This window comes from Synechococcus sp. C9, from assembly GCF_022984075.1.
GTDB lineage: Bacteria > Cyanobacteriota > Cyanobacteriia > Gloeomargaritales > Gloeomargaritaceae > Gloeomargarita.
The window spans coordinates 2,797,143-2,814,610 of record NZ_JALAAD010000001.1 but is presented as its reverse complement, the minus strand read 5'-3'; the positions used below and the strand labels follow the sequence as shown (position 1 = coordinate 2,814,610).

Here is a 17,468-nt window from a genome sequence, read left to right as displayed (position 1 = left end):
TTAACCTCCTAGTTGAGCCGACAACAACGCCGTGACCTGAGTCGGACTAAGCTGACTCGGCCACACCACCGGGGGCTGATTTTCCCTCGGATACAGGACATACAGGGGCACCCCACTGCGGCCAAACCCCTGCAAAACTTGGGTAATCTCTGGATTTTGCCTTGTCCAGTCCGCCTTGAGGAGGGTGACCCCCCGCTCCCGAAAAGCCCGTTGCACCTCCGGCTGGCTGAAGACCAAGCGTTCGTTCACTTGGCAGGTCACACACCAGGCCGCCGTGAAATTCACAAACACGGGTTGCCCCTGCTGACGGAGTGCCTGCAACCGGCTGGGGGTAAATGGTTCCCAACTTGCTCCCTGGGTGTCTGGGGTATTCGTATAAACAAAAGCATTACCACTGGGCAACCAACTCGGCAGGGTCAGACAAAAGCTTAAAATTAACAATGTACTAAAAATAGCAAGCCTACGCCCTGCAATCTGCGCTTGACTTTGACCATACAGCCATGCCGCCAACCCCAACAGCACCAGCCCCAACAGTCCCACCGCCAAGCCATCGGTGCCGGTCTGGAGGGTCAGTACCCACAGCAACCAAGCCGCCGCTCCGTAGAGGGGAAACGCCAACAGCCGTTGCAGGGTGTGCATCCAGGCTCCCGGTTTGGGTAGCCACTTGCGCCAAGCTGGGACAAAACACAAAGCCACGTAGGGCAGGGCAAATCCCACCCCCAGGCTGATAAAGACTCCCATCGCCGCCCCGGGGGGTAACGTCAAAGCCGCCCCAATCGCCGTCGCCATAAAGGGAGCCGTGCAGGGAGTCGCCGCCACCGTTGCCAGCACCCCGGTGAAAAATTCCCCCAGATACCCCGGTCGTTCCGTTAAAGTTTGCCCCACCCCCAGCCAACCCGTGCCCACCTGAAACACCCCGGACAGGTTCAGTGCCACCGCAAACAGGACATACATTAATAGGAGGACCATCCCCGGCGATTGCAACTGAAATCCCCAGCCCAACTGTTGCCCCAGCCCCCGCAGGATGAGCAACCCGCCCGCCAGCGCCACAAAACTCACCAGCACTCCCGCCCCGTAGCTCACCCCCCCCCAGCGCACTTGCCGGGGAGATTGACGCATCTTGTCCGCCAAGTGCAGGGTTTTCAGGGACAAAATCGGCAGGACACAGGGCATGACATTCAACACCAGTCCACCCAAAAAGCCCAGCCCCAAAATCCGTCCCAGATGGCCCATCCCCCCGGCAGTGGGTAGGGTTCCCGGTTGCGCCTGGATGGTGTAGGCGTTGGTTCCCTGCTGGGTGGTCAGCACCAACACCCCCGCCACCGTCGTTAAATGTTCCTGATAGCCCCGCTGTAGGGTTAATTCGGTGACCTGTCCCCTGCTGGTCAAGGTTTGGGGCGACGCATTGGTAATCACCCCATCCGCCAGGGGAAAAAACCGGGCTTCCTTCACCCCACCGACCGGCAAACTTAATGTCAATTTTTCCCCGTCAACCCCATAGACCACTGACCAAGGGGCCGGCTGGGGATGTTGCGCCCGCACCTGTGCAAACGCCCTGGTCACCGCTGGATTGGGCTGGGCAGAACTGGCAATGGGTAAGCTCAAGGTCACGGGGGTCGCTTCGGGGATGCAATCTTTCTGGCACACCAACCAACTGGCCTGCGCCCGCAAATCCAAGGTTTGACCGGGGGTGAGGTCCGCTGGGGGCGTAATTTGGCTGAGGAGCAACACCTGGTTTTCGTAACCAAAATTCATCAGAGGGCCAACGGGAAACCGCTGGGGGTAAGGCCATTGCAATTCCCCCGCCGTCACCCCTGGGGGCAGTTGCCAAGTTAGGCGCACCCGATCCCCGGAATCCCCCGGATTTTGCCAATAGACGTGCCAGCCTGGGGTGATCTGTAGCCGTAAGCCCACCCAAAATGGCGTTCCCGGTTGTACCGTCCGCACCTCGCTCACCAGTTCCGCCTGCACATAACGGGGACTCGCCGCCTGGGCGGGCCCAGCCATGCCCAACCCTCCCCACAGAGACAGCAATCCCACCACCATCAGCCCCAGCCAGCGCCCGTACATAAAACTTAGTGTTACGTTACCTCCTATGGTAGCCAATCGTTTATACGGGGATGGGGCAATTTTGGTTCACAGGAATTGGTGCATCAGGGGGTGCGGCATGATCGTAAACAGAAACTTTATCCTTAGAAAGCTGAGAGGGACGGGTCCCATAGCAGTCCTCAATGAGAATGGAACAGGGGTCGTAGGGGCACCGCCCCCGTACTTGGTTCTGGAGCATTGCTATTTGTTAATCAAGTAGGATGGCTATAGTACTGTTTTAGTCCTAAATTGCCCTGTTATTCACACGAATTGTATGCAATTACTATAGAACTGTCCTGATTTTAAGTGACACAAGGGCACCTCTATTAATTCACGGCTATTGCGAATGACCCCTAGAACATCCGTTCAAACCGTTCGTGCTTTTGCCACACCCGCCAGCCCCGCCAGCCCGTCACTCCCGCCAGAATGCCCGCCAGTAGGGACAGCCAGCCGTAACCACTCACCAGCAAAATGGTGCCGCAGATCAAAAAACTGCCCGTCAGGATATGATAATTGCCCGATACCTGCTGGGCACTGAGGCGGCGCAATAACCGTTCCGTCTCCAACGAGCGGCTCCGCACCACCAAATCCCCCCGCTCAATCTTGGTCAGGGTTTCCTCCACCCGCCGGGGCAAACTCAGGGCAGAATTGCTCATCTTGGCCGCTTGGCGACCCAACTGACCCAACAGGTCTCCGTTACTGCGATTATCCATCATTTGTAAAGCGTAGGGAGTGGCGATACTAAAAAACTGAAAGTCCCGATCCAAGCCTCGCCCCAAGCCCTCCAGGGTGGAAAATGCCCGCATCACAAAGGTAAACGTAGCGGGAAAACGAAAGGGTTGGTCGTAGGCAAGGGCGTACAAATCCTCGCTGATCGTGCCAATGGACTGCATTTCAAAGGGCTGATCCAGCAAATTGTCCAAAACGTACTGCAACGACCGGCGCACCGGCCCCATATCCCCCTGGGGCACCAGGGCTTTGAGTTCCACCAAGGACTCGATCACCCCATCCGCATCCCGTTCAACAATACTCATCAGGGTTTGCACCAATTTTTCCTTGGTTTGGGGGTGAATCCGCCCCATCATGCCAAAGTCATAAAAAATCAAACTGCCATCCGGGTCAACGGCGATATTACCGGGGTGGGGGTCAGCGTGGAAAAAACCATGATTCAGCACCTGTTCTAAGTAGGCCCGGGCGTTTAATTCGGCAATCCGCTTGCGGTCCAATCCGGCGGCATCCAGGGCACTGTAATGGCTAATTTTGATCCCCGGTAAATACTCCAAGGTCAGCACCCGCGCAGAACAATAGCGCCAGTAAACTCTGGGGACTTTTAACCAGGGTACGTCCCGAAAATTGCGCCGAAATTCATCCGCATTCCGCCCCTCATTTAAGTAATCAATTTCTTCAAATAAAATGCGATAGCATTCCTCATAAATCCCCAACCAATCCCGCCCTGGTCCCCAACGGGGATGGTTTTGAAAATAGTAGGCAATATCTTTGACAATCGCCAGGTCAATGTTAAATAATTGGCGCAAACCGGGGCGTTGTACCTTCACGACTACCGTTTCCCCGGTGGGCAATTCCGCCCGATGGACCTGCCCCAAACTCGCCGCCGCCAAGGGGGTGGCTTCAAAATTGAGAAATAATTTTTCCAGGGGTTTGCCCAAATCCGTTTCGATAATTTGCGCCACCTGCTCAAGGCTAAAGGCGGGCACCTGGTCTTGCAATTTGGACAATTCCTCCACATATTCCGCCGGGAAAATGTCCGCCCGGGTGGAAAATAGCTGACCCACTTTGATAAAGGTTGGCCCCAAATCCAGTAAATTTTCCCGCACCCAGATAGCAATGCGGCGACGACGATTGGCTCGTTTTTCCGGTGTGGCCCCGCCCCGGTAACTCCAGCTTTTTTCGTAGAGCCATTGGGCGGCTAAAAATCGTAGGACAAACGCCCAAATGTCCAAAGAGCGTCGCCAACGGGAATAGCGTTCCCGATTCCACCGGTACTGCTTGCTACTGACGAGGACGGCCACCCTAGTTCTGCTGGCGATAACGCTTGAGTTCGGTACGCAAACGAGCCATTTCCGCCCGCAATTCATCAATGGTGGTCTGCAAATCCAGGGGTTTTTGCCCCTTGACCAAGGGTTTGGACTGGGTAATTTGCTGTTCTTCCTGGGCGGCTCGCTCTAAAATTTCCTGAATCTGTTGGCGCAGGACTTCCCGTTGCTGGGCATCCCACCGACCGAGGGTGGCCAGGGTTTCCCCCACCACATTGCCCACCTGTTCGTAAAGGGCTTGGGCCGCCGCCCGTCCGATGAAAAAGGCTCGTAGCACCACCTGCATCCCCCCTAGATTCCGAGCAAATTATAACGTTTTATTGCCAGGGATGGCACCAGAACACGTTACCCTATAAAAAACTGAATTTATCCCAATTGATCATGGCTCCCTGGTCTGCCCTGCCCGACCTCTGGCCGGAACTAGCCCAAAAGTTCCCCACCCACATTGCCCTGGAGGAACCCCACCGGCACCCCCCCGTGCGGCTTACCTATGCGGAATTAGCCCAACAGATTCAGGGGTTTGCCCAAGGATTACAGGCGCTGGGATTGCAACCGGGGGAACGGGTGGCTCTATTTGCGGACAATAGCTCCCGCTGGATGATTGCGGATCAGGGGATTATGTGCGCCGGGGGCGTGGATGTGGTGCGGGGGGCGCAGGCACCCCTGGAGGAATTAGACTTTATCTACCGCAACAGTGAAAGCAGTTTTTTGGTGGTGGATACCCCGGATGTGCTCAAACGGCTGGCTCCCTATCTGGGGGCATGGCAACCCCGGGCGGTGATCACCCTCTGGGGGGAGACGGGGGATAGCTTGAGCTTTGACCAGGTGATGCAACGGGGGGAACAATGGGAATTCAAGCCCCCTCACCTGGAACCCGAGTCCCTGGCGACCCTGCTCTACACCTCCGGCACGACGGGCAAACCCAAGGGGGTGATGCTCAGCCACGGCAATTTATTACATCAAATCGAAAATCTGTACGTTGTCTTTACGCCGCAACCGGGGAATATTGCCTTAAGTTTGCTCCCCACCTGGCACACCTACGGGCGTTCCGGGGAATATTTTTTGCTCTCCCGGGGGATTCACCAAATTTACAGCACCCTGCGGCATTTCAAACAGGATTTAACCAAATATAAACCCCATCACATTGTCGGAGTGCCCCGGATGTGGGAGTCCATTTACGAGGGGGTCGAGCGGGAATTTCGGCAACAGCCCCCTGGGAAACAAAAGCTGATCTGGAGTTTGATTGGCATCAGCAAACGCTACATCTACGGCAAACGGCTCTGGCAAGGGTTGACCCTGGAACCGGTGGAACCCAGTCCCCTGCAACGGTTGGGGGGCGGGTTGGTGGCGCTGTGCCTTTGGCCCCTGCATCGTCTGGGAGATGCGCTGGTGTATCGAAAGGTTCGGCAGGCGGTGGGGGGACGGCTGAAGGAGGGGGCGAGTGGCGGCGGTGCCCTGGCCCGGTATTTGGATGATTTTTACGAATTGGCGGGGCTGACCATCCTGGTGGGCTACGGTTTGACGGAAACCTCCCCGGTGTTGACCGCCCGCTGGGTGACCCGAAATTTGCGCTATTCCGCCGGACTGCCCATTCCCGGAACGGAGATCAAAATTGTTGACCCGGAAACCCGCCAACCGCTTCCCGCTACCCACAAGGGTCTGGTGCTGGCCCGGGGACCCCAGTTGATGAAGGGCTACTACCGCAACCCGGAAGCGACGGCCAAGGTGGTGGATGACCAGGGCTGGTTTGATACCGGGGATTTGGGCTGGGTCACGCCCAAGGGGGATTTGGTGCTGACCGGGCGGGCCAAGGACACCATCGTGCTCAGTAGCGGTGAAAATATTGAACCCCAGCCGATTGAGGATGCTTGTTTACAAAGTCCATACATTAGCCAGATTATTTTGGTGGGGCAAGATGCCCGGCAATTGGGGTGCCTGATTGTTCCCAATGAAACGGCACTCAAGGCTTGGGCGCAGGCGCAGGGACATACGCTCACCATGCCCTATGAGGAACCGGTACCGGGAGCTTGGACCTTGGATACGCCGGAGGTTTTGGAACTGTACCGGGTGGAATTGAAAACCCATTCCCAGAACCGCCCGAGTGTGCGACCCTTTGAGCAGATTGGGCCCTTTCGGTTGCTTGCGGAACCGTTTACCATAGAAAATGGATTGATGACGCAGACCTTAAAAATTAAACGCAATCAGGTGATGGAACGGTATCACGACTTGATTCAAGAAATGTTTGGTTAGCATCATCCTCAAGCGATCCCATTGGTAAACCAACTCCCTGGAACCCAATTTTATAGCAGTCCTAAATGAGAATGGAACAGGGGTCGCAGGGGCACCGCCCCCGTCCTTGGTTCTGGAGAATTGCTGTTTGTTAATCAAGTAGGATGGCTATAGTTACCAGGGGCTACCGATGAGGGTAAACGCCGCCCAGTAGTAGGGATGGTTCAACACCTGATCCCCCCGTTGGGCAATCGCTGACGGCACCGGAATGCCGCCCCGCACCCCCCGCAATTCACCCCCTTTAATCGTGACTTTCCCTTGCAACATGGCAATTTGCGCCTGCCGCAATGCCTCCGCCTTGATGGGTGCCTGCCGCAGATTTTTGTAAAACTCGGTCATCAACGCCAGGGTGCCCTCATCCGACACATACCACAGGGACGCTAGGGCACTTTTCACCCCCGCCTGCACCGCCAAACCCGCAAACCCCAATTCCGCACTCACATCCCCCACCGACGTCCGACAGGCACTCAGGGTAAATAATTCCACCACATTCGGTTCCCGCAAAGGCAGTTCCCGCACCTGGGGTAAATTCAACCGTTGATTGTTGCCAAATTCGATGTAGGAATTGGTTATTCGTCCCGGGGCAAAATCCGCATGGGTCGCCAAGTGGATGATGGGATAACCGCCCTGCAATCGCTCCTGGGTCAAGCGTTGCACCGTAAATTCCTGATTCAAAAAGGACTGCCCCGGCCATTCCTCCGTAATCACCTTCAATTCCACCGGTACCGCTGGTAAAGGAGCTTGATTGGCAAAGGTATCGGCCCCCATCGCCAACACCCGACTATCCCGCAGGTTGCGGTAACGGGTATCAATCAAATTCACGCTGGGAATCAAAGCCGTGCTGTATTTTTCCACCAAAAACTGCTTGCCATCATGCAGAGCCGCCACGGGCAATAACCGCAAGCCATTGTCCATCGAGAACAGCAGGGTATCAATCCCCTGGGCTTGCAATTCTTTTTCAATGGGCGCAATGAACCACTGGTACAACTGCTGGGCATCTTTTAAGTAGGCAGTGCTGGTGCGCTGGCGGGGGTCTTTGAGGGCAGTGAGGAACCGCTCTACCACCGGCATCAACTGAGAACGTTTGGCTTCGGGCAACCCCCGCACCACGGGCTGGACTTTGGCTTCCCGCTGGGCAAAGGGGGTAGTGGATGCAACCAAACCTGCTCTAGCCATCCCTGCCCGACTCCCCGGCGGAATGGCGGCAATCGTCAACTGCCGTTCATCTACCATCAGGTAAACAATGGCGGGTCTTTTCCCCGTTTCTTTAGCCAAGCGACTGAGCATATTTCCAATCGCTTCCACTGAGTTTAAGTCGTTGATGGGATTGACTCCCAAAAAGCGATCAAACTCGCCAGTAAATAGGGTATCTAGGGTCAAAATCGCCGCAAAGTTCCCGGCACCCAACGCCTCGGCAATGTTAAAACGGGCGATAAAATCGCCTAATGCCACGTCTTCAATGGCATCTAAACCTAGATCAAAATCGAGATCGAAAAATTGTGTACCAAAGAGAATTTGGTTAATCAAAGCCTCCTCCCCTTCAGGTGAACCAATTCTAATAATTCCCGGTCGCACAGTTCCCAATTGACGAGAACTAAATTGTTGGAACGGTAGGATAGAGAACTGCCCATTTGTAATACCACCTGCCGTTCCATTGACAGCCGCACTGCCCACCGCAAAAGAATTTGACCCGCCGTAGAAAATGATAATATCGCCCCCGCCTGCAGAACCACTCGCATCAATGCTGAAACCCGTCGGCCCAATGCCATTGACACGAACAACACTATTCTGACTGATCACATACGCATCACCACCGACACCACCAGAATTGCGAGCATCAATAAAACCAGTTTCAACTGTACCACCTGCATAAGCACTAATAAGCTTGAAACCAGAAGTCGAAAAACCTGAATTACTCAAATTACCAGTCTTGATATTAGCATTGGTATTGATTTGAATGGTACCTAATGACGCAACACCTGTTGAAGTAACATCACCGACTTTAATATTTCCATCATTACCGGAAAAACTATAGAATGTAGATGGCTCAAAAACTTCTAAAAATCTGCTTGAACCAGGAAGAGGAACAATTCGAAAATTCAGAGAGAAGTTACCGCTCCAAATATCTACACGACCTGCTGATGTGACATTGCCTAGATTTATATCACCATTACGGTTAAATACAAACACAAAACTCTGTGACGAACTAATGTTACCAGTGGTCACACTACTATTAGCATCTATGTCAACGAATGATGTTGCAGTAATATTACCAGTAGTAATGCTTCCACCCGCATCTAGCTCAACAAATCGTGCAGTGATATTGCCGGTACTAATACTATTTCCCGCATCAAAATTGATACCAATATTACTCAAAGAAATGGTACCCGTGGCAGTGATATTATTGCCTGCATTAGCAGATAGGGTGGTAAAATTACCTGAGCCAATCAAATCAGCGTTGAACTCAATATCGTTCGTTGCTTGGAGCGTCACACTATTTGTAGATAACTGGGAAAGCAAGGCACTGTTGCTGATGGTCAAACTATCCTCTGGACGTTCAGAAGAGAAAATGGTAGGTAACTCATTGTCATCCGGCGCACTGGAAGCACCAATCACAGTAATATTCTTCGGGTCAAGTAAGAGGGTACCGGTCTTGCCCTTAGGTGCCGACGTATCCACATTCCCCGTGAATCTTAAACTCTCTTTCCCCGACACTTCCACCAATCCCCCATCCCCAGCGTTTTGTCCCCCCTTGGCGGTGATACTGCCCCGAAAATCCGTCCCCTTGTCCGCCCACACAATCACCCTGCCCCCATTTCCAGCATTAACCGCATCGGCAGTTAATTGAGAATCACGACTCACAAACGTATATTGGGCGTTGGGTTGCGTCCCTTTGCCCTGAAATTCGCCCCCCACTAAAATCTCACCGCCCCCTGTAAATCCTGAAGCGTTAATTTCACTGTTTACTAAGGCGATTTGGGTGCCAAAAACGCCCACATTACCCCCCATTTGACTCGCACTCGAAACATCTAACGCCCCAGAAACAATTGTGGTGCCCGTACTTGTAGGAATTTGCACATTAGAACCCGCTACCCTCACCGTGCCATTGCTATTTTGAGTAACCGTGGTTACCCCACCCCCGGTGAGCAATTCCGGCAGACGAGTGGTAGGAATATTTCCCTCCCCATCCATTATTTGGGCGGCTTGTTGGGGGTTAAATTCCAAACTTAATAATTGCCCCGCTTGGGACAACCGCACCAGATTTTCCCCAGGCACGGCAGCTAGGGTGATATTCCCCCCCGATGCTTGAATCGTCCCCGTATTAATCACTTGACCGGCAATCAAACTCACATTTTGCCCTGGATTAACCGTTAAATTTCCCTCATTGACAATCGCCGCCGGGTCTTTGCGGTCAAAAGCAAACCCAATCGGTTCCCCCGCCAATTTGCTGTAGTCATTCACCCCAACAGCATTAAAACTCCCACCCGGAAACATAATCCGGTCAGCAGTGGTAGCTGTAAACGAAGCAGGCACATTCAAACTCGCCCCTTGCCCAAACACAATCCCCGCCGGGTTCATCAGGTACAAATTGCTATTGCCGCCTGTGACTTTAATCAACCCGTTAATCACCGACACTTCGCCGCCCGTCACCCGTGCCAGAATGTTGCGGATCGCCGGGTTGGACAGGAAATGGGCAATCTGCGCCTGACTCAACCCAAACTTGGCAAAACTGTGAAAGAGATTCGCCCCCGCCCTCGTACCGCCCGTGATGTCAAACTGCTGACCATTCACCGTTACCTGCGTCCCTAGCCCGTTGGGAACAATCTGTTGGGCAGACGCTAGCCCACCTTGTACTACAATTAACCCACCTAAAACTGTGCCACAAAGTAAATGACGCATATTAAACTCCTTAACACCATGCAGACAATTGCATATAGATTTAGTTGACCACATCCTAGGACATCGTAACGAATAAGTCAATCAAAGCTATAGCAATCCTACTTGATTAACAAACAGCAATTTTCCAGAACCAAGTACGGGAGCGGTGCCCCTGCGACCCCTGTTCCATTCTCATTTAGGACTGCTATATCTAAGCGGTCATAAGGACATCATTATTTATTGGAACTAATAAAAATTGATTTCTGGTCTTGCCAAACTTTAGGGACACCGGCGTTGCGCCCTTGTGAACGCTTACTTTGTATGAACTCACCTGCCCATTAATCTTACGCTAGAGCATGGGATCAGCCCTAGGGGTTCACTTCCTGTACTGTCCATTCCTGGTCTGCATTGTGGTGATAAAGGTAGCGATTTTGGGGATTTCCTCGCAATTCCAGGTGATCTACCTGCTGGGGACACAACCAGAGCAAACAAAAATGGGCAGGCGGGGCGTGGGGATCGGTAGGTTCCGTTGGTAAATTGCCCTGGCGGGGTTGTCCAGGGTGCGGCCAGGTGAATTGCTGACGACCCGCATCCGATAGACTATACCACCGTTGGTGACGAGCCATTTGGGCAACAGGGTCAGGGTGTGAACTATCAATGATTTGTACCAATCCTGCCAAACGAAATTGCTCTCGGGTTTGGGGGAAATACCAACACAATTCTGCCCAGGGTTGCTGATGAATTTGGCTGATTTTTTCACTCCGTTGGTCAGTAATAAATTCCAGAGTATTGCTATCCCCAAAAAAACCACGAAACACAATAGTGCGATTGTGGGGACGACCTTGGGCATCAACCGTAGCCAATTGAGCATAACGGCTATAGACCAAAGAGCGGTTGCGATGTAGGGCACGGGCAAGCGGGACACGCCAAGGAGCTAGGGTCATAAATGCAATTATACAACCCTGACCGATGACGACAAGGGCACGCTATTCTTAATTTTGACCACTGTAAATAGCACTATCTGGTATTGATATTGCACTCTCTAAAGGGCACTTCTAAAATGGGTCGCAGGGGCGTAGCCCCCGTCTTGGTTCTCGATAATATAGGAATTTTAGCGAAATAATCTTCCAGTGGTGGCAATAAATAGAAGTGCCCTAAAGATTGTAGATATGGTACAGCCTATTAAGTAGTTACGGGATACAGTTACAAACCCATTGGTTTGAATTCTGTAGATGCTCAACTAATTTATGAATGGGCTGTAATGCAAGCACTAAATCTAATAAATCTAAAATGAAAGTAAAAAAATCACATTACTATAGGTTTTAAGTCTAGCATATCATAAGATGCACTACAACTTTGCGGGACAGCCATCATGGGATTTATTATTATTTTTTTATTAATTGCTGTAATAGGAATTTTCGTTGAATATTTACGCTCTTCTGCTAGAGGTGACCGCAGGAATTTGGAAGGCACTAATCGGGGTAATGGTTACTTTTCCAATAGATACGTCAGAGGGTCAGAATTTGTCAGGAGAGCCCGTAGCATAGAAACAGAAATAGCTGAATTATTAAATTCCCTAAAACGAGAATATAATGAAACCATAGAGACAGAAAGAAAATTAAACAGTGATATTCAACTAACACTTTCTAATTTAGTTAATTCGTATCTGCCATCTCTAGACCCAGACGTAATTGCCAGAATAAATCCGCTGACAGGCTACAGTAGATTTGATTTTGAAAATCCTATCGCTAGTTTGGAGCAAACAAGAAGAAATTTAGAATACGAACTGCAGATGCTTGAGACTAGTGAATTGTATCAAAGACGCAGAGAAGTAGAGCCGAGTGGACAACTAAAAGTGCAACTAGCAGAATATAACCAAACGATTTCTCCATTGATGCGAGCGGTTAACCTCTACGAGAATGACAGACGTTTTATGACCCTCTATCGTTGTAATTACGGCACCAATAGCTATACTTACACCGGGAGGTGGTGGAATATAACCTATTACCAACATTGGCTTTGGGCAATTTTGACAGCCAGGAAGTTCAACCAAAAATCCTTTATCGATGTAGCCAACCACTATCGTGATTTACGAAGTCGCTTAGATGAAATGAATCGTATTGTTGAACCAATTAAAGCCCAAATAAGAGCTATTGAAGATAATGTCAAACAAAGAGAGAGAGTAATTAGAGAACTCAATACCTTAGAAGAAGTCTATCTGCGCCAGTGTCGTCAGGCATTAAAAGATCATTTACAGTATATTGACCGCAGTGAATTATGCAGACGTGCGCAGGCAGAACCAGAAATTGCCAATATGATTAAGTGTCTGCATGGACTAGAGAAAAAAGCAGAATATATGGATGAAATAGCACAAAAAGGATTCCAACCCCGCATCTCTCAATTAGAAACAAAATTACAGAAATTACGCAAAAAAATTACCAAATACTCTCGCACAAAAAATCAGGATGTGAACATCCCTGCGAGTGATGCAAATATGTGGATAAAAAATCCTGCCCAGAGGATTAGGGAAAATTCCATGCGCTACACACAAGCTAGAGAATCAATTGTGAATTTCAGAGACTATGAACTCTATGACTACAATCAAAATGTTCCTTGGTGGACAGTTATGACTCATGATGATCCTAATTTAGATTTAGATGACATCTCTGATTTAGAATCCTTTGAGGAAAGTGGAATCCCTGATGATTACACCTCTGATCCAGAATTCCTTCAGGAACGTACCATTACTGATGATATTCCTAGACGACGTTCTAGGCGACGCTCAAGGCGCATCATAAGACGCAGAGAATCTTCACGTTCTATCTATGAAGGAGATATTTCCTGATGAATACCTGTAAAATAGTTGCTTATGGAGTCAATGGGTCTGGACTAGGACATCTTACTCGTCTTTGTAGTATTTTACGCTGGCTAAAAAGATACCTGTATTTGTTAGGCATAAAACCACAAATCTACTTGCTCACATCTTCTGAAGGAATTCAACTGGCTACTCAGGAAGGGATTGCTACTTTTAAGATACCGAGCAAGACTGTAGCGCAACTAGGTAAACTTGTGAAAGAAGATTATTTGCGTCTCGCTAGGCAGTGGATATGGCACTCAATTGGGTTAATTAATCCTGATCTTCTAATTGTTGACACCTTTCCCTGTGGCACCTTTGGAGAATTATATCAAATTCTTGATAGTGTCCCGAAGAAGGTACTTATTCTCCGGTCTGTAAAGCCGGAATTTGCTGAAGAAGCAGATATATATAACTTTTTGCCCTATTACAATCGGATCATTATACCTAAGGAATCTGAATTACCCCCTGTAGAATTTACTGATGAGATAAAAGACAGACTCGATATCGTTGGTCCTATCTTTCTGAGAGAAAGAGAAGAGTTACTATCACGAAGTGAAGCCCGGAAGATTTTAGGCATACCCGAGGGGAAACAAGCCGTATGGCTGAGTGCTGGCGGCGGCGGAGATTCCCAAGCTGAGTATTTATTGAATCGTCTCGCCAAACAACTAGAAAGTTATCATCATTTACATCTAGTGATTGGTGCAGGAATTTTATACCGTGGTACGCCTATCAGAGGAGGAAACATTACCTGGTTAAATGATCCCTTGGCAGTTAATTTATTCCCTGGAATAGACTGGGCAATTTCTGCCGCTGGCTTTAACAGCTATTATGAACTTCTTCATGTTGGAGTCCCTACCGCCTTCTACAGTCAATCTAAGACAGCAGACGACCAACAAAAACGACTTAATACTGCTGTAAAAGCAGGTGCTGCGTTAGCTCTGGACGATATTGACAATTTAGTCCTACAGATGAAAGATGATAAAAAAAGGGAAGAACTCTCTCAAAGAGCTAAAAGTTTTGTACCTAAAAACTATGCTAAAGATACTGCCAAAATAGTTACGCATTTGCTCGCCCCCAAACTATTTTTAGAAGAGGTTGATGAATTATTAACTATAGATTTCTGCCAAGCAGTAGAGAAAACAGGATTGGACTGGGAGCTTGTTCATCAAGGGTTATCAATGTTAGAAGACAGTGAAATGAAAGCAACAGTATTTTACAAACTTATAGAACGTATGCCTCAAGGACAGATAACCACAGGTTGGGATTGGTGGCTGTTATGGTCAAAACGATGGAAACTAGAAGCACATGACTATCAAATTGTATACGAAGCTTTTAGAGAATGGTTACCTCTATTATTATCTTTTAATGATGATAACGGTGTGCGATCTTTTTTAAGACTTTTGCCACTCTCAATTGATAAGAATTTCGTCACATCTGTAAGCCAATTTTTAGAAACCCTATTGGACAAACATGAGAGTTTATGGCGAGGTTTAAGTGTATTTCATCGCTACTGGAACCAAACTGATGCCAATTTATCAATGTCACTTCAACTGAGCAGAGAGGAGATTAAAGCTGTATGAAAAATCATCTGTATATTCTGGGTATGAAAACTGGGAGTATTTACACTGGGCCACAAACAGTTCATATTGATATTACCAATGCGTGTAATACAAATTGTGTTACTTGTTGGGATCACTCACCTTCACTAAAAACACCCCGTTCTCACGGCTGGAAAAAGCAACAAATGTCTTGGGAAATGTTTGATTCTCTCACACAGGATATAGCGAGGATGAACTCTGTACAAGCTATAATTTTATCAGGAATGGGAGAGCCGTTTCTCAATCCTTATATTTACCAAATGATTGCTCAATGTAAGGCATACGGTTGGCACACTACAGTTTTGACTAATGCCTTAAAGTGTGATCCAGAACGTGTTTTAGTATCTAATGTAGATATGCTATTGATTTCAGTAAATGGTGTTACTCCCAAATCATACACCGCATTTCATCCAAACTTAACGCCTAAAGATTTTGAACGATTGTGCGAAATTTTAAGAGAATTTGCATCAGCAGGAAAGAGATTCAAACAAGTCCAGGTAATAATAAATGAAAATTATCGAGAGTTAGTTGAAATGGTCAAATTTGCCCATGACTACCAAGCCTCCCAAATTACTTTTAAGCTCGCTAGTTTAGGAGAGGGGACTGAGATTTGGACGATCAGCAACGAGCAACGAGAAGAATTATTAACCCTGTTAATTCCCTTGGCTAAAAATATAGCTAAAAAATTAGAAGTAAAAACAAATTTGGATGTATTTGAACAGCAGGTTACCACTGGGTCTCTAGCAACTGCCCCGATTGAATCAATTGGTTGTTATATGGGTTGGGTTTACAGTCGTATTACGGTGGATGGAACCATTTTATACTGCTGTTCAAAAGAAGTTGTGGTAGGTTCTCTGGCGGAAGCTCCATTTTCTCAACATTGGTATGGTAAAAAGTGGCAAGAATTGAGGGAGCGACTAAGGGGGGGGAACTATTTTAATAGTTGTTATCAGTGCGGTAAGTTAAATCAGAATTTCAAATGGAAACAACGGTTGGAGGCAGAGTCAACATGAAACGTCAGCGCACCATCGAGTGGCAAACTAATGGAATATGCAATTATAATTGTTCTTATTGCATCCAATCCCCTAAATATCGTCAAGGTTATCCTACATCTGAAGAAATAGATAAATTTTTAAGATTCTTTAGCCACCTAGAAGGGGAATGGGAAATTAAAATGTCTGGAGGCGAACCCTTTGCTTTTCCTGGTTTTATGAATCAAGTTATACCTGGGTTAGCTCAGCTAAATCATCGTATTTCTGTACTGACTAATCTATCTGCTTCTCCTCATACTTTATCAAAATTTTGCAAACTAATAGGACACAAAATTAATATCATTTCTGCGAGTCTGCATCGTGAATTTGTCAGTCTCAAACCTTTCTTAACTAAACTAAAATACTTACGTTCCTTATTACCCCAGGAAGTAACAATTGTAGTCAATAGCGTACTCGTGCCCACAACTTTGGCAGAATTACTAGAAGTAAAAAATGAAATCGAGTCGGCAGGTTTTATTTATTTCCCTCAGTGGTTAAAGACTAAAACAGGAACATTTAATTATAGCGAATCCGACCGAGAGATTTTGCCACTACTTATTGGCGATAAACCAAATTCCAAACAGGCAAATTTATCTCCTAGTTACTATGGCTATCAATGTTGGGCAGGTGTTGATTATTTTATCCTAGACCAGTTTGGTAATGCTTGGTCCTGTCGCACTGCTAAGCGTTATAAAGAAGGCTATTTAGGTAATGTTTTCCAAGAAAGTGTCAAATTGTGGAATAATTCCCAACCCTGTCCCTATACCATTTGTCCTTGCACTGTACCTGCTAATCGAGGGATGATTGAATATGAACAGTAAGGATTTTGCTGAATCTTTAGGAGGGGTAATTACCTGGAATATCAATACAGCGTGTAACTATCGTTGTTCCTACTGTACACAACGTCATCTGAAAGATCGAACGAGACGGGGGGGAGAAATAGAGGCTTTCTTGAGAACTTTTGCTCAATTATCAGGTAAATGGGAGATAAAGTTATCTGGGGGAGAACCATTTTTGCATCCGCAATTAACTGAATTGGTAGCGGGGATTGTTAGTTTAGGGCACTATGTAAGCATTGTTTCTAACTTTTCTGCCACCATTTCTAGGCTGAGCAGTTTTTTAGGAGCCGTAGGTGATCATCTCAAGGTGTTTTCTATCAGTTTGCATAGAGAGTATGTCAATACTGAATCAGCCCTACTGGAGTTTACCAATAAAATTAATTGGTTACAGTCTCATATACCCATACATTCTAGTGTCAATGTGACCTGTGTCGCTACTAGAGATAATTTGCCTCATTTGGTGTTTTTACATAACTGGTTTACCTCACATCAAATTACCTTTAAGATTCAACCAGAAAAACAGGATCGTGAAGTAATCAAATATTCTCCCGAAGAAGAATTGTTATTAAAAAAATTAGGTGGTCATAATCAATTACAGGAAATAGTGTTTAATTTTAAGGGAAGATTGTGTTGGGCTGGTAGCAGGTATTTTACCTTAGATGATCGGGGAGAGGCATGGCGGTGTTACCCTGCGAGACGCTACCGAAAAGAGTATTTAGGTAACATTCTTGCAGGTTCTTTACAATTGTTTGACACGCCTCGCCCTTGCTTGTACAGTTACTGTAACTGTACTGTTCCGATTGAACGTAACATGATGTTTATCAAGGAGTAGG

11 protein-coding genes are annotated in these 17,468 nt (G+C 48.1%); 6 read left to right on the top strand and 5 right to left on the bottom strand.

Features of this window, described 5'->3' with window-relative positions:
• From MLD66_RS13695 to MLD66_RS13685, 3 genes are all read right to left on the bottom strand, one after another.
• Complete coding sequence (locus tag MLD66_RS13695; protein ID WP_247218811.1) at window positions 1-2,070, bottom strand: protein-disulfide reductase DsbD domain-containing protein; 2,070 nt, start codon at window positions 2,068-2,070, stop codon at window positions 1-3.
• A 371-nt stretch (window positions 2,071-2,441) separates the two neighbouring features.
• The gene (locus MLD66_RS13690) at window positions 2,442-4,118 is read right to left on the bottom strand and encodes an AarF/ABC1/UbiB kinase family protein (protein ID WP_247218809.1); all 1,677 of its coding nucleotides are present in this window, start codon (window positions 4,116-4,118) and stop codon (window positions 2,442-2,444) included.
• A 1-nt stretch (window position 4,119) separates the two neighbouring features.
• Window positions 4,120-4,428 carry a DUF6825 family protein gene (locus MLD66_RS13685; protein WP_247218807.1) on the bottom strand — a complete coding sequence of 103 codons (309 nt, stop codon included), beginning with the start codon at window positions 4,426-4,428 and terminating at the stop codon, window positions 4,120-4,122.
• A gap of 95 nt (window positions 4,429-4,523) precedes the next feature.
• Here MLD66_RS13685 and MLD66_RS13680 point away from each other — a divergent pair, with 95 nt between their 5' ends.
• Complete coding sequence (locus MLD66_RS13680) at window positions 4,524-6,392, top strand: AMP-binding protein (RefSeq protein WP_247218805.1); 1,869 nt, start codon at window positions 4,524-4,526, stop codon at window positions 6,390-6,392.
• Between the two features lie 153 nt (window positions 6,393-6,545).
• On the opposite strand, the gene MLD66_RS13675 is transcribed toward MLD66_RS13680, so the two are convergent.
• Both MLD66_RS13675 and MLD66_RS13670 read right to left on the bottom strand, forming a co-directional pair.
• Entirely contained in the window at window positions 6,546-10,331 is a 3,786-nt protein-coding gene (locus tag MLD66_RS13675; RefSeq protein ID WP_247218803.1) for a CHAT domain-containing protein, read from the bottom strand.
• Between the two features lie 347 nt (window positions 10,332-10,678).
• Window positions 10,679-11,254 carry an Npun_F5749 family FMN-dependent PPOX-type flavoprotein gene (locus MLD66_RS13670; RefSeq protein WP_247218801.1) on the bottom strand — a complete coding sequence of 192 codons (576 nt, stop codon included), beginning with the start codon at window positions 11,252-11,254 and terminating at the stop codon, window positions 10,679-10,681.
• 428 nt (window positions 11,255-11,682) lie between these two features.
• Here MLD66_RS13670 and MLD66_RS13665 point away from each other — a divergent pair, with 428 nt between their 5' ends.
• From MLD66_RS13665 to MLD66_RS13645, 5 genes are read left to right on the top strand one after another with little or no spacing between them, the layout of a single operon-like run.
• On the top strand, window positions 11,683-13,155 hold the full coding sequence (locus MLD66_RS13665; protein ID WP_247218799.1) for a hypothetical protein: 1,473 nt from the start codon (window positions 11,683-11,685) through the stop codon (window positions 13,153-13,155).
• Window positions 13,155-14,747 (top strand): hypothetical protein, encoded by a 1,593-nt coding sequence (locus MLD66_RS13660; RefSeq protein WP_247218798.1) that lies wholly within the window; start codon window positions 13,155-13,157, stop codon window positions 14,745-14,747. Before MLD66_RS13665 ends, MLD66_RS13660 begins: the two co-directional genes overlap by 1 nt.
• Complete coding sequence (locus MLD66_RS13655; protein ID WP_247218796.1) at window positions 14,744-15,778, top strand: radical SAM protein; 1,035 nt, start codon at window positions 14,744-14,746, stop codon at window positions 15,776-15,778. The genes MLD66_RS13660 and MLD66_RS13655 overlap by 4 nt, the downstream gene beginning before the upstream one ends.
• Window positions 15,775-16,617 carry a radical SAM protein gene (locus MLD66_RS13650; RefSeq protein ID WP_247218794.1) on the top strand — a complete coding sequence of 281 codons (843 nt, stop codon included), beginning with the start codon at window positions 15,775-15,777 and terminating at the stop codon, window positions 16,615-16,617. The genes MLD66_RS13655 and MLD66_RS13650 overlap by 4 nt, the downstream gene beginning before the upstream one ends.
• The gene (locus tag MLD66_RS13645; RefSeq protein WP_247218792.1) at window positions 16,607-17,467 is read left to right on the top strand and encodes a radical SAM protein; all 861 of its coding nucleotides are present in this window, start codon (window positions 16,607-16,609) and stop codon (window positions 17,465-17,467) included. The genes MLD66_RS13650 and MLD66_RS13645 overlap by 11 nt, the downstream gene beginning before the upstream one ends.
• Window position 17,468: the final 1 nt, after the last annotated feature.